At 66.1% G+C, this 13,610-nt stretch carries 16 protein-coding genes; 14 read left to right on the top strand and 2 right to left on the bottom strand.

The genetic code is table 11. The features are described from left to right. Positions 1–71: 71 nt before the first annotated feature. Positions 72–1,259 (bottom strand): Mrp/NBP35 family ATP-binding protein, encoded by a 1,188-nt coding sequence (locus ACQY46_RS13880; RefSeq protein WP_428700490.1) that lies wholly within the window; start codon positions 1,257–1,259, stop codon positions 72–74. A gap of 283 nt (positions 1,260–1,542) precedes the next feature. On the opposite strand from ACQY46_RS13880, the gene ACQY46_RS13875 reads away from it, so the two are divergent. The 10 genes from ACQY46_RS13875 (at position 1,543) to ACQY46_RS13830 (ending at position 9,924) form a co-directional block, all read left to right on the top strand. Next, positions 1,543–1,998 carry a BLUF domain-containing protein gene (locus ACQY46_RS13875; protein WP_428696629.1) on the top strand — a complete coding sequence of 152 codons (456 nt, stop codon included), beginning with the start codon at positions 1,543–1,545 and terminating at the stop codon, positions 1,996–1,998. A 136-nt stretch (positions 1,999–2,134) separates the two neighbouring features. Beyond that, entirely contained in the window at positions 2,135–2,593 is a 459-nt protein-coding gene (locus ACQY46_RS13870) for a BLUF domain-containing protein (protein WP_428696628.1), read from the top strand. A gap of 165 nt (positions 2,594–2,758) precedes the next feature. Next, entirely contained in the window at positions 2,759–3,655 is an 897-nt protein-coding gene (gene fdhD, locus ACQY46_RS13865) for a formate dehydrogenase accessory sulfurtransferase FdhD (protein ID WP_428700489.1), read from the top strand. After that, positions 3,652–4,278: a molybdenum cofactor guanylyltransferase MobA gene (gene mobA / locus ACQY46_RS13860; RefSeq protein WP_428696627.1), complete on the top strand. Its 627-nt coding sequence runs from the start codon at positions 3,652–3,654 to the stop codon at positions 4,276–4,278. The genes fdhD and mobA overlap by 4 nt, the downstream gene beginning before the upstream one ends. Continuing rightward, the gene (gene mobB / locus ACQY46_RS13855; RefSeq protein WP_428696626.1) at positions 4,275–4,814 is read left to right on the top strand and encodes a molybdopterin-guanine dinucleotide biosynthesis protein B; all 540 of its coding nucleotides are present in this window, start codon (positions 4,275–4,277) and stop codon (positions 4,812–4,814) included. Before mobA ends, mobB begins: the two co-directional genes overlap by 4 nt. Next, positions 4,801–6,081, top strand: coding sequence for a molybdopterin molybdotransferase MoeA (locus ACQY46_RS13850; protein ID WP_428696625.1), 1,281 nt, complete (start codon positions 4,801–4,803; stop codon positions 6,079–6,081). The genes mobB and ACQY46_RS13850 overlap by 14 nt, the downstream gene beginning before the upstream one ends. Before the next feature lie 189 nt (positions 6,082–6,270). Further along, positions 6,271–7,047, top strand: coding sequence for an ABC transporter substrate-binding protein (locus ACQY46_RS13845; RefSeq protein WP_428696624.1), 777 nt, complete (start codon positions 6,271–6,273; stop codon positions 7,045–7,047). 64 nt (positions 7,048–7,111) lie between these two features. Further along, positions 7,112–7,825, top strand: coding sequence for an ABC transporter permease (locus tag ACQY46_RS13840; protein ID WP_428696623.1), 714 nt, complete (start codon positions 7,112–7,114; stop codon positions 7,823–7,825). Then, on the top strand, positions 7,822–8,658 hold the full coding sequence (locus ACQY46_RS13835; protein WP_428696622.1) for an ABC transporter permease: 837 nt from the start codon (positions 7,822–7,824) through the stop codon (positions 8,656–8,658). Before ACQY46_RS13840 ends, ACQY46_RS13835 begins: the two co-directional genes overlap by 4 nt. A 96-nt stretch (positions 8,659–8,754) precedes the next feature. Beyond that, positions 8,755–9,924, top strand: coding sequence for a trans-sulfuration enzyme family protein (locus tag ACQY46_RS13830; RefSeq protein WP_428696621.1), 1,170 nt, complete (start codon positions 8,755–8,757; stop codon positions 9,922–9,924). On the opposite strand, the gene ACQY46_RS13825 is transcribed toward ACQY46_RS13830, so the two are convergent. Further along, entirely contained in the window at positions 9,911–10,798 is an 888-nt protein-coding gene (locus ACQY46_RS13825; protein ID WP_428696620.1) for a LysR family transcriptional regulator, read from the bottom strand. The genes ACQY46_RS13830 and ACQY46_RS13825 overlap by 14 nt on opposite strands. Before the next feature lie 114 nt (positions 10,799–10,912). Between ACQY46_RS13825 and ACQY46_RS13820 the strand changes: the two genes are divergently transcribed. The 4 genes from ACQY46_RS13820 (at position 10,913) to ACQY46_RS13805 (ending at position 13,608) form a co-directional block, all read left to right on the top strand. Next, positions 10,913–11,059, top strand: a complete 147-nt coding sequence (locus tag ACQY46_RS13820; protein WP_428696619.1) for a hypothetical protein — start codon at positions 10,913–10,915, stop codon at positions 11,057–11,059. A gap of 140 nt (positions 11,060–11,199) precedes the next feature. After that, positions 11,200–12,078, top strand: coding sequence for an NAD(P)-dependent oxidoreductase (locus ACQY46_RS13815; protein WP_428696618.1), 879 nt, complete (start codon positions 11,200–11,202; stop codon positions 12,076–12,078). 116 nt (positions 12,079–12,194) lie between these two features. Continuing rightward, the gene (locus tag ACQY46_RS13810; RefSeq protein WP_428696617.1) at positions 12,195–13,106 is read left to right on the top strand and encodes a helix-turn-helix domain-containing protein; all 912 of its coding nucleotides are present in this window, start codon (positions 12,195–12,197) and stop codon (positions 13,104–13,106) included. 85 nt (positions 13,107–13,191) lie between these two features. Further along, positions 13,192–13,608, top strand: coding sequence for a VOC family protein (locus ACQY46_RS13805; protein WP_428696616.1), 417 nt, complete (start codon positions 13,192–13,194; stop codon positions 13,606–13,608). Positions 13,609–13,610 lie beyond the last annotated feature (2 nt).

The raw sequence follows: 13,610 nt of genomic DNA, 5'->3' as shown, positions 1-13,610 counted from the left end.
GGTTCCCGTGCGGGATCGCCGGAACAGCCGCCACGGCCGGACGAGGCGCCGGGCGAGGCGCCAGGAGCGCCTCAGCTTTCCATGACGATGCGCGGCGCGGCGCGGTGTCCATCGTCCCGGTTGCGTTCGATCTCTGCCCAGACCCTGGTGGCAATGTCCCTGTAGACGGCGGCGTGCGGTCCGTCGGGCGCGGTGACGGTCACCGGTGTGCCGGCATCGGAACTCTCGCGGATCGCCATGTCGAGCGGCACCTCGCCGAGGAAGGGCACGCCCAGCTTCTCCGCTTCCGCGCGGGCACCGCCATGGCCGAAAATGTCATGCCGGCCGCCACAGTCCGGACACAGGAAATAGCTCATGTTCTCGACGATGCCGAGCAGCGGCACGTCCACCCTGCGGAACATGTTGAGACCCTTGCGCGCATCGATCAGCGCCAGATCCTGCGGCGTCGAGACGATGACGGCACCGGCGAGAGGCACGTTCTGCGCCATGGTGAGCTGCGCATCGCCCGTGCCCGGCGGCATGTCGACGACAAGCACGTCGAGTTCGCCCCAGGCAACCTCGCGCAACATCTGGGTGATCGCCGAAATCACCATCGGCCCGCGCCAGATCATCGGCGTTTCCTCGTCCACCAGGAAACCCATCGACATGACCTTGATCCCGTATCCCTCGAGCGGCTTCAGGATGCGGCCGGAGACCGGCTCGGGCCGGCCGGAAACACGGAAAAGACGGGGAATGGACGGGCCATAGATGTCCGCGTCGAGCACGCCGACCTTCAGGCCGTTCGCCTGGAGCGCCAGCGCCAGGTTGCAGGTGGTGGTGGACTTGCCGACGCCGCCCTTGCCGGACGCGACGGCGATGATCGACTTCACGCCGGGAACCCCGGGCTTGGCGGCAGCGGGCTCGGCAGCCTGCGCCCTGCCCTGCATGGGCGGAGGCACGCTGGCCGCATCGCGCGCGGCGGGTGCCGGGCGAACCGGTGACGCGTCCGCGGCCGGCCGGGGCGATGCCCCTGCCTTGCGCTCAGAGGTGAGTGCCGCCAGCACCTTCTCGACCCCGGGAAGCTTGCCGACCACCTTTTCGGCAGCCTGGCGCAGGGGCTCGAGATCCTGCGCGCGTTCCGCCGGGACCGTGATCGAGAAGATCACCCGCCCTTCGGAGATGAAGATATCCGACACCAGCCCCAGAGAGACGATGTCGCCCTCGAGATCCGGACCCTTGACCTTCGACAGTTCCGCCAGAACCTCGTCACGCGTCGGCATCCCGTCCCCCTTCTTCTTCCAGAACATCACAACATTCCCGTGCCCGATCAATCAGCCGGGAACGTAAGGCCGCAACGGGAAAGGTCAATCGCTTTCGCCGGCGGCACATCGCATCAGGCGGCCAGCCGGATCGGTAAACGAAGTTTTCAGCACATCGACAAAATGTGATGAAAATCGACGACTTTTTGCGTCCCCGACCGCATTCCTTAACCGTTCCGCGAAGATTTCACTGGCAGAATTCCAAACCAGGGACGGGCACACCGGAAGGACAAGGATCCGGGAAATGAGTATCAATGCAATCTGCTACGCCGCACATATCGACTGGACCTCGGTTCATCGCCCGGTCGAAACCGAAATCGAGCACATGCTCGGCCGCGCAAGGCGGCTGAACCGCCTGAACGGTGTGACCGGGGCGATCCTGCTCTATCGCGACCATCTGGTGCAGTGGCTGGAAGGCGAGCGTGGCGGTCTCGTCGACAGCCGCGACTGCGCCTCGCGCGACGCCCGGCTTTCCGGGCTTTTCACCCTGTGCGAGGGGCCTGTTTCGGAACGGCTTTTTCCGCATTGCTGGCTTTACTTCGCCGACTATCGCCTTGATGACGCCGTGCCCGGCGGCCTGCTCGGCCGGCTCGCCAATGCCCCCGTGCCGGTCGATCTTCCGGAGATGGCCGGCGCCATGGCCGAAGTGGCGCGCGTCCTGGAGCCCGCCCGCTTCACCCATGCGGCGATGCTGGTCTGAAATACGGATGTCGCGGCGTCCTTGCTTGCCGTCAAGTTAATGGCAACACCCGAGAATCCGCGATCCGGCTTACCGAAAGCCAAGGTGTTGCTTCTACAGTGACTGCCAAGAACACGAACATGATCGAGGCAGTCCGATGAGTATCACCCGGTTGAGCTACCGGAGCAGGATCAACTTCAGCACGATGACGCTCTCCTTCGACGAGGAGATCGAGCGCATCCTGTCACGCTCGCGGACCAACAATGCAAAAGCCGGCCTGAGCGGGGCGCTGCTGCTGGCCGGCAACACCTTCCTCCAGATGATCGAGGGACCGGAACCGGCCGTGCTGGAGGCGCTGGACCGTATCAGCGCCGACCCGCGCCACGGCGATTTCGCCGTCATCGACCAGCGCACCGACACCGCCCGCCTGATGCCCGCCGACCCGCTCTTCTTCTGCGACGCCTCGGATGCCTGCGACAGCGTGCTTTCCAGCCTCTATATCCCGATTGCCCATTCTCCCGAACTCGTCCGGTACGACGACCTCGTGTCGGTGATGATCTTCAGCGCGACGCGGGTCGCGCGGCGGCACATGCGGAACAGGGCCCTGTCCGCGTAAGTCCGAGCGACACAGGTTTCCACGACGAACAGCCTTCGTGGCGCTTGCCAGCCATGCCTGTCCTTCCCTACCTTGTGCCGACGCAGGACCGCCGGGACCGGCCCGCCATCGTGGCGCGGGCCGCGGAAGGAAAAATCAGTGGACATCGCAGACAGACGCGACCGGATGCCGGACCGATTGCCGGATTTCCTCGTCAAGCCAGACCCGCAGGACGCACGGCTTTCGACGCCGGTCACCGGGCGCGACCAGAACGGAACCGAGGTCGATATCCGCGTTGTGAACGAGCGCGCGCTGACGCTCTATCTCAACGCCCAGGAGATCGTCACCATGATGACGATCGGAGACCGGCCGGACCTTCTGGCCGTCGGTTACCTCCTCAACCAGAACATGCTGAAGGCCGACGACCGGATCACCGGGATCGACCATGACGAGGATCTCGACGTGGTGGTCGTGCGCACCGAGCGCGAGACGAACTACGAGGAAAAGCTGAAGAAGAAGGTCCGAACCTCGGGCTGCGCGCAAGGGACCGTTTTCGGCGACGTGATGGAGCGGTTCGACGAGATCGCACTCGATCCGGAGGCCCGCCTGCGCACGTCCTGGCTCTACGCGCTGACGAAGAAGATCAACACCCAGCCCTCGCTGTACCTGGAAGCCGGCGCGATCCATGGCTGCGTGCTGTGCCAGGAAGACCGCGCCGTCGCCTATATGGAAGACGTCGGCCGCCACAACGCGGTCGACAAGATCGCCGGCTGGATGTGGCTGAACGATATTTCCCCGGCGGACAAGACCTTCTACACGACCGGCCGGCTGACGTCCGAGATGGTCATCAAGACGGCGATGATGGGCATTCCGATCCTGGTCTCGCGCTCCGGGTTCACCGCCTGGGGGGTGGAGCTTGCGCGCCGCGTCGGCCTGACCCTCATCGGGCGGGCACGCGGCCAGCGTTTCGTGGTGCTGTCGGGAGCCGAACGGGTCGTCTACGACATGGACGCGAGCGAAGCGGGCGGCGAGGACGCCAGACACCGGCGCAAGGGCGCGCGCAACGCGGAAGATGCCGCATGACTGCCTCTTCCCTTGCAGGCTGCATTCTGGCCGGCGGACTGGCTCGCCGGATGGGCGGCGGTGACAAGACGCTGCTGCCGCTTTCCGGCGCGCCGATGCTGTCGCGCATCATCTCCCGGCTGGAATGCCAGGTCGGCGCGGTCGTGCTCAACGCCAATGGCGATCCCGGACGCTTCTCGGGGTTCGGATTGCCGGTCGTTGCCGATCCGATCGAGGGCTTTGCCGGACCCCTTGCCGGCGTCCTGGCCGGCCTGCGATGGGCGCGCGCCCATCACGGCGAGGCACAGGGCGTGATCTCGGTGGCCGGCGACACGCCGTTTTACCCTGCCGACCTTGCCGCGCGTCTCCTCGATGCGCGCGGCCCGGACGCGGAACGCATCGTGCTGGCACGTTCGGACGGGCACATGCATCCGGTCTTCGGCTACTGGCCGGTGTCGGTCGCGGATTCGCTCGAGCGCTTCCTGCGCGAGGGAACGACGCGCAAGGTGCTCGCCTTTGTCGACCTTCATCCCAACACGACCGCGGACTTCACCCCCGAGCCCGGAGCTGCCGATCCGTTCTTCAACATCAACACGCCGGAAGACCTGGAAGCTGCCGAGACGCGGGCAAGGGACGAGGCATGAGCGCGGCGCACAAGGCCCCGGTATTCGGAATCGCCGGCTGGAAGAACTCCGGCAAGACAACGCTGACCGAACGGCTGGTGGCCACGATCTCGGGTCGCGGCTTCAAGGTCGCGACCGTCAAGCACGCGCACCACGCCTTCGACATCGACCAGGAGGGCACCGACAGTCACCGGCACAGGGCCGCCGGCGCCATCGAGGTCGCCCTCGTGTCGAGCCGCCGCTGGGCGTTGATGCACGAGCTGCGCGGCGCGCAGGAACCCTCGCTCGGCGAGATCCTCGAGCGGCTGTCGCCCTGCGACATCGTGCTGGTCGAGGGCTACAAGCGCGAAGGACATCCCAAGATCGAGCTGCGCCGCCATTCAACGCTGAACGCGGAGCGACTGGCGGACGGCGATTCGAGCGTCGTTGCCATCGCCACCGACAAACCGGCGGCGGAGACGCGGCTTCCCGCGTTCGACCTCGACGACATAGAAGGCATCGCCGACTTCGTGCTTGCCACCTGCGGATTGCGGAAAGTCGCCGATGACCCCGTCTAGACGCCTCCTCGACGACTGTTTCCTGCACGACCGCGACCGGTTGCGCCATGACGATGCGCTGGCCATCCTGAGGGACCGCGTCTCGGCGACCGTCGGGCACGAGACGCTCGATCTCGCCGTGGCGACCGGGCGCATCCTGGCCGATCCCGTCCGTGCGGGGCACGATGTCCCGCTTGCCGACAATTCCGCCGTTGACGGTTATGCGTTCGCGCAAGCCGACCACGGGCGAACCGGTGGGCGCTTCCCCGTTTCGGCGCGGATACCGGCGGGACATCCCTCCCCGGCTTCGCTCCTGCCGGGAACGGCCGCGCGCATTTTTACCGGTGCGGTGATGCCCGCCGGCGCCGACACCGTCGCCATGCAGGAAGACTGCGACCTTGACGAGGGCGGCCATGTCGTCCGGATCCCGCCAGGCCTGAAACCCGGCGCCAACCGGCGGCGTGCCGGCGAGGACCTGAAGGCCGGCGACGTGCTGGTTGCCCCCGGCACGCGGCTGAGACCGCAGGACATCGCGGCCATCGCCTCGACCGGAACGCCGCGCATCAACGTCTTCCGCCCGGTGCGCGTTGCGCTTGTGTCGACCGGCGACGAGATCCGCCGCCCCGGAGATCCGCTGCCGGATGGCGGCGTCTATGACAGCAACCACTATCTCCTGTCCGGCCTGCTTGCCGGCTTTGGCGTCGAGATTGCAGACCTCGGCGTCCTGCCGGACGATGCCGCCCACATCCGCCGGACGCTGGAACGCGCTGCCGCGACCCATGACGCGATCATCTCGACCGGCGGCGCCTCGCGCGGGGAAGAGGACCACTTGGTCGAGGCGATCGACGCACTCGGCACCCGGCACATGTGGCAGCTCGCGATCAAGCCGGGGCGGCCGATGAATTTCGGCCAGATCGGCGACTGCGTCACGCTCGGCCTGCCGGGCAACCCGGTGGCGGCGATGATCTGCTGCCTGCTCTATGTTCGCCCCGTGCTGTCGGTTCTCGGCGGCGGCGCCTTCCTGACCCCGAGACGTTTCCAGGTGCCGGCCGCCTTCTCGGTGGAGAAGAAGAAGCCCGATCGGCGCGAGTTCTACCGCGGCATCCTGGCAAGCGACGACACGGGGCGCACGGTCGTGCGCAAGTTCGCGCGAGACGGATCGGGGCTAATCACCTCGCTGCGCGAGGCCGACGGCCTCATCGAGATTTCCGAGGAGACGACGCGGATCGACGAAGGCGAACTCGTCAACTTCATCTCCTTCGCGGAATTCGGCATCCCCGCGAGGTAAGGGCGGGACCACCTTCCCTTGCGAAAGGTCCCGCTCCGATCCGAAATCGAAGGTGTCTTCGCCACGACGATGGGGACAACGCAACGTAAAGCTGTTGAAATCCATTTGATATTGATGGGAGTATGCAGGCTGATCCGAAGGAGCGCGAAGCCGCTTCACGGCAATAACCGGAATTGCAGGGGACATCAGATGCGTTTCATGAAACTCGCGGCGGCAGCCGCTCTCGTTCTTGCGGCAGTCGGCGGCGCCGAGGCCAAGGACTGGACCAAGGTACTGATCGGCACCGAGGGCGCCTATCCTCCCTTCAACAACCTGACCTCCGACGGCCAGCTCGTCGGCTTCGACATCGACATCGCCAAGGCGCTTTGCACCGAGATGAAGGTCGAGTGCGAGTTCGTCGTGCAGGACTGGGACGGCATGATCCCGGCGCTTCAGGCCGGCAAGTTCGACGCCGTGATCGCCTCCATGTCGATCACCGAGGAGCGGCTGCAGAAGGTCGACTTCACCAACAAGTACTACAACACCCCGCCGGCGATCATCGTCCCGAAGGACAGCGACATTTCGGCCGCCACCAAGGAAGCGCTGGCCGGCAAGCTGCTGGGCGCCCAGTCCTCGACCACGCATTCCAACTATGCCGAGGCCAAGCTGGGCGATGCCGAGCTGAAGCTCTACCCGACGCCTGACGAGTACAAGCTCGACCTTGTCTCGGGCCGTATCGACGCCGCCATCGACGACGTCGTCGTGCTGTCCGAGTGGCTCGGCACCGACGACGGCGCCTGCTGCAAGCTGCTTGGCACGCTGACGCCGGATCCGGTGATCAACGGCGCAGGCGCCGGCATCGCCATCCGCAAGGGCGAGGACGACCTCAAGGCGATGTTCAACACGGCCATCGAGGCCATCCGCGCGAATGGCACCTACGAGAAGATCCAGGGCCAGTATTTCGACTTCGACGTCTACGGCGGCTGAAGAGCGTTGAAACACGCAAGGCGGCGGACCTCCGCCGCCTTGCGCCTGAACGCGGTTCCGGCGCATGGATGAAGCCCTCACACTGATATCGTTCGGCCCGGAAGGATGGGGCGACGAGATCGCGCGCGGCGTGCTGATCACCGTGAGCCTGGCGCTGGCCTCGCTGCCCTTCGGCCTTGTCATCGGCTTCCTCGTCGCGCTGGCCAAGAATTCCGGCGACGCATCGCTGCGCAATGCCGCGAATATCTACACCACCATCTTCCGCGGACTGCCGGAGCTGCTGACGCTGTTCCTCGTCTATTACGGCGGCCAGATGCTGCTGAACGAGATCGCCCGGCTCTTCGTCACGGGCGCGACGGTTGATGTGAACTCCTTCATCGCCGGCATGGTCGCCCTGTCGCTGGTGTTTTCCTCCTATGCCTCGGAAGCGTTCCTCTCCGCGTTTCGCGGCATCCGGCAGGGTCAATACGAAGGCGGCTATGCGCTCGGCCTCAGCCGCCGCCAGACGATGAACCTCGTCATCATGCCGCAGCTCATCCGGCTCGCCCTGCCGGCACTCGGCAATCTCTGGCTGATCCTGCTCAAGGAGACGGCCCTTGTCTCGGCCATCGGTCTTGAGGACCTGCTGCGCTGGGCGGGCATTGCCGCCCGCGTCACCAAGGAGCCCTTCCTGTTCTTCGGCAGCGCATGCCTGATCTATCTTGCCCTGTCGATGATCTCCTCGATCGGGTTGAGACGCATCGAGATCTGGTCGAAACGCGGCGAGGCGGCGCGATGAGCTGGGTCAGCACCGAAACCCTCCCCGCGCAGCCAGCACCGCCCGCTCGCCAGGATGGCTGGAGCGCTGCCCGCATCGCCGGCAACGTCTTGATGGCACTGTGGATCGTCGCCGGCACCTATCTCGCCTACTACCTCGCCAGCAACGTGATGTCGGATTACGTCCGCAACTACTGGGACGACTATCTCGACGGTATCGTCATCACGCTGCAGCTGGTCGGGATCTCGATGGTGACCGGCGCGCTGCTGTCGCTGCCGGTCGCGCTGGCGCGGTCCTCGCGCAATCCCTTCGTCTCCGGCATCGCCTATGCCTATGTCTATTTTTTCCGCGGCACGCCGCTGCTGGCGCAGACCTTCCTGATCTACTACGGCGCCGGCACGTTCCGGCCGTTCTTCAGCGATCTTGGCCTGTGGTGGTTCTTCCGCGACGCCTGGTATTGCGCCATCTTCGCGTTCACGCTGAACACCGCTGCCTATCAGGCGGAGATCCTGCGCGGCGCCGTCCAGAACATCGACAAGGGCCAGTGGGAGGCATCTTCCGCGCTTGGCATTTCAAGGTTCGTCACCTTCTGGAAGGTGATCCTGCCGCAGGCGCTGATCGTGGCGCTGCGCCCCTATGGCAACGAACTGATCCTGATGATCAAGGGCTCGGCCATCGTCTCCCTGGTGACCGTTTTCGACCTGATGGGCGAGACGCGGCGGGCCTATTCGCGCACCTTCGACTTCCAGGCCTATATCTGGGCCGCCGTTCTCTACCTGGTGGTGGTGGAGATCCTGCGCCGGATCTGGGAGCGGCTCGAGACGCGGCTGACGCGGCATCTCAAGCGCAGCTGATCGACACCTTTTTCAAGGTCTTCTCCTATCCGTCATTGCGGAAACCGTCCGTCGCGGATACCGCTTGGCGACCCTTTTCCCTCGCGGAGGCATCCCATGTCCGACAACAGCAGCGGCAAGCTCGCGCCGGCCTCCCTTCTCGCCCATGGCGGCGGTGGCATCGATCCGGCAACCGGCGCCGTCGTGCCGCCGATCCACACGGCGACAACCTTTGCCCGCGACACGGAGTACCGGCTGACCAGCGCCGCGCATATCTATTCGCGCGACGACAATGATCTCGTCCGCCAGATCGAGAGCCTGATCGCCCGGCTTGAGAACGGCGCAGACACGCGGCTCTTCTCCTCCGGCATGGCGGCGATTGCCGCGACCATCCGCACCGTGCGCCCCGGCGGCACGATCCTGGCGCAATCCGGCATCTACTGGGGCACGACCTCATGGCTGCGCAAGCACTGCGCCCATAGCGGCATCGCGCTGATCGAGGCCGACGCATCCGATACCGAGCGCTTCCGCGAGACGCTGCGCGAAAGCGGCCCGGACCTGGTGTTCCTGGAAGCCCCGTCCAATCCGTGGCTTGCCGTCGCCGACATCGCCGCGATCAGCGAAACCGCTCACCAGAGCGGCGCGGTCGTCGCGGTCGACGCCACCGCGGCAACGCCATTGCTGATGAAGCCGCTTGATCTCGGTGCCGACATCGTCCTGCACTCGGCCACCAAGGCGATGAACGGCCATTCCGACGTGCTCGCCGGCGTTGCCTCCTGCCGCGACGCCGACAGCGACGCCTGGCGCTTCATCCGCGAGGAGCGCCATGATGCGGGCGCGGTGCTGGCACCGTTCGAGGCCTATCTGCTGCTGCGCGGCCTTCGCACCCTGTCGCTGCGCATGGAGCGGATGTGCGCCAGTGCCCAGGCGCTCGCCGAAAGGCTGGACCGGCATCCGGCCGTGGAAACCGTTCTCTATCCGTCCCTGCGCGGCCATCCGACCCATGCCGCGGCCAAGGCCCAGATGCAGGGCGGCTACGGCTACCTGATGTCGATCCTTGTCAGGGGCGGTGCCGAAGATGCGCTTGGCGTCGCCGGGCGGCTGCAACTGATCAAGCGGGCAACCTCGCTTGGCGGCGTCGAAAGCCTTGTCGAGCATCGGCACACGATCGAGGGCGATGCGACCGGCGTTCCGGTCAATCTCCTGCGGATCTCCATCGGCATCGAGGATGTCGCCGACCTTGCCGCCGATCTCGAGGCGGCGCTTGCTCCCCTCACGCCTGGATAGGCGTCGTTCCGGGCTCGATATCGCGGTGGCTTCGGATCCAGGACAGAAACGCTTTCAGCGGCGGGCGCTGGACCCCCGGCCGGGTGACCAGGTGATAGCCGTTGCCCGGCAGCACGTCCTCGAAGAGAACCCGAAGCGCGCCCGAGCGGATGTCCGGCTCGATGAAGGCGCGCGCCGTCGCGCTCACCCCCTCGCCGCGCCGCAACCCCTCCAGCATCATGTAGCCGGGCAGGTGCAGGATGTTGAGGCTGCCCGTCGAGACGACGCCCTGCCGGTCGAGCCACTGGGCGATCTCGTGCGTGCCTATCTCCTGCAGCCAGGGAAACTCCTGCAGCTTCGCCGGATCCGGATAGTCGGCATCGCCGACCAGCGAGCGCGCCGCCACGATGACGAAACTGGTGAAGAGGAGCGGTTCCGACTGTAGCCCGCTCCAACGCCCCTGCCCGTAGCGAATGGCGATATCGACGCCCCCCGGCTCCATCTCGACAACTTCGGCCGTGGGATTGAGCATCAACTCGACCTCCGGATGGCTGTGCCTGAACTCGGAGATGCGCGGCATCAGCCAGCTGACCCCGAAGGCCGGGGTCATCGTGACCTGCAGCGGACGGGCCATATCCGCGCGGGCGAGTTCGTCGACAGCCCGGCGCATGATCGAAAAGGCCTCGTCGAGGTTCTCGGCAAGGCCGCGGCCCTCTCGCGTCAGCGCGATGCCCCGCCCCTGACGCACCACCAGCTGGGTGCCGAAGAACGCCTCAAGAGCCCGAACCTGCTGGCTTATCGCGGCGTGGCTGACATTGAGTGTGCGGCCGGCCCCGGCCAGCGTCCCCGTCTCGGCGACGGTGGCAAAGGCGCGCAGACTGGCGAGCGATGGCATCCGGCTCCACTCCATATGTCACCTCAGCTTACATTTTATCATCTTTCCTGAGTGGCATGTTTTGCCGGAAACCGCAATCATCCGGGCATCACGACGACACGAGGAGACAAAACGATGATCGGTATTCTCGCGGAAACTTTCATGACCGCCACCCGCTCCGAGGACCGCTCCCGGGTACAGGCGTATCCCGCCAAGGTCTTGTTCGCACAGGACGGCCGCCCCCGCTTCGAACACGGGCGCGAGGTGACACCGACCCGTTGATACGGGAACAGCACCTTTGGCATCCCTCCCCCTGACTCGCCCCGTTCGATGCGCTAAACAGGAGGCGACTGACACGTTCGGTCGCCTCCTTTTTTATCGGCGGGGCGGCCACATCCGGAAATCCCGAAGGGAGGGGCGCAATGGCGAAGGTTGCATTCATCGGACTTGGCGTCATGGGGTACCCCATGGCCGGCTATCTCAAGAGCCGCGGCGGCCACGAGGTTACCGTCTACAACCGCACCGGTGCCAAGGCGGAGAAATGGGCCGGCGAGCACGGCGGCACGCACGCGGCCACTCCGGCAGCAGCAGCCGAGGGTGCCGACTTCATCTTTGCCTGCGTGGGCAATGACGACGATCTTCGTTCCGTGACGACCGGTCCCGACGGTGCGTTCCACGGCATGAAGCGCGGCGCGATCTTCATCGACAACACGACGGCCTCGGCGGAAGTCGCGCGCGAGCTTTATGCCGCGGCGAAGGAGAAGGGCTGCGGGTTTCTCGACGCGCCGGTGTCCGGCGGACAGGCCGGTGCCGAAAAGGGCGCGCTCACGGTCATGGTCGGCGGCGATGAGGACGTCTACGAGGCGGCGCGCCCGGCGATCGAATGCTTCGCCAAGATGGTCGGGCACATGGGACCTGCAGGCGCGGGCCAGCTCACCAAGATGGTCAACCAGATCTGCATCGCCGGCCTCGTGCAGGGCCTGTCGGAGGCCGTCCATTTCGCCAAGAAGGCCGATCTCGACGTTGCCAAGGTGATCGACGTGATCTCCAAGGGCGCGGCCCAGTCCTGGCAGATGGAGAACCGTTGGCAGACGATGCGCGACGACACGTTCGATTTCGGCTTCGCGGTCGACTGGATGCGCAAGGATCTCGGCATCTGCCTGAAGACCGCGAACGAGACGGGCGCCCGCCTGCCGGTCACCGCGCTGGTCGACCAGTTCTACGCCGAGGTACAGGCGATGGGCGGCAACCGGTGGGACACGTCGAGCCTGATCGCGCGGCTGCAGAACGCCGGCAAGTAGCCCGCTCCGGTCCGGCGGCGACGGCTGCCGGACCGCCATCCGCTGCCCGGCTTGCGCCGACCGGTCCCGCAGGCGCAAAATGAGCGGGCAAGAACGCAAACCTGCGGAGCAGCAGCATGACCCGCGCAGATCCGGAGACCCGCGACCGGCACGGTCCGGGAACATATGTGCCGGAAAGATCGCCGGAAGGATTGCAGGAAGGATTGCCGGAAGGATTGCCCGTGACGCTGCTGCGCCGTCCCGCGCCGCCCGGCCTGCGCCGCTGGTATACCGAAATCATAGCCTATGACGAGCGCGCCGGCTGCCCGATCCGCCAGATCGAGAGCGCCTCGCTCACCGTGCCGCTGATCGTCAGTCTCGGCGAACCGTTCCGGATCGGGCTCGGCCGCAGGCCGGACCGCGGAGACGCCAGGCCGAGCTTCGCCGCCGGGCTGACGACGGAGCGGGTCTATATCGGCTCGACCGGCCGCGCCGCATGCCTGCAGATCAACCTGACGCCGCTCGGGGCACGGCATGTGCTCGGCCTCCCGGTCGCGGCGCTGACCGGCGCGATGATCCCGCTCGAGGACTGCGCCGACAGGGAGGTCCTCGACTTCAAGCGACGGATAGAGGACCTGACCGACTGGGAGCGGCGCCTCGACCTTGCGGAAGCCTTCGTCTGGCAGCGACTGGTGGCCTCCAAGGACGGCACGCCGCAGGTCGTCCACGCCTATCGGCGCATCGTCGGCAGCGGCGGGCAAGCGGGCATCGCCGCGATCGGAGAGGAGATCGGCTGGAGCCGCAAGCATCTCTCGCAGCGGTTCCGGGACGAAATCGGCCTGCCGCCGAAGACGGTGGCGCGCATCGCCCGCTTCGCCCGGGCACAGACGCTGGCGCGCTTCGAGGCGGTGCCGGAATGGGCGGACATTGCCTGTGACTGCGGTTATGCCGATCAGGCGCACATGATCCGCGAGTTTGGCGCCTTTGCCGGGCTGACGCCCCGCGCCTGGCGCACCAGCCTCGACAATTTCGGCATCGCCACCTGGTAGAAGGCGCCTGCCCGAAGGTTACATTTGTTCAATCCGGAGGATCGGCGGCGCGCTATCGACGGGCATCCCAACAGGAGCCCGAACGATGACCGAACAGCAATCGCCCTGCATTTTTCCAGCCCTGCGCTTCGGTAACGCGAACCGGATGGTCGACTGGCTGCAAGAGGCCTTCGGCTTCCGCCTGCATGCCTGCCACAAGGCCGACGACGGCAGCATCGCTCACGCGGAACTTGCCCTCGGGTCCTCCATGATCATGGTCGGCCAGTCGCGCGACGATGCCTTTTCGAAGATTGTCGGCGAGCCGAACGGCCCGGGCGGCAAGACGCTCTATGTCGCGGTCGCGGATGTCGACGCGGCCTTTCGCAGGGCCGAGGCGGCGGGCGCCACGATCGTCGAACAGCTGACCGAACGTGACTACGGCAGCCGCGAATTCGTCTGCCTCGACCCGGAGGAGAATGTCTGGTGCTTCGGAACCTACTGGCCCACGGCCGCAGCGGGCTGACC

The organism is Stappia sp. (assembly GCF_965276915.1).
GTDB lineage: Bacteria > Pseudomonadota > Alphaproteobacteria > Rhizobiales > Stappiaceae > Stappia.
This window is presented reverse-complemented; position numbering and strand designations above follow the sequence as displayed.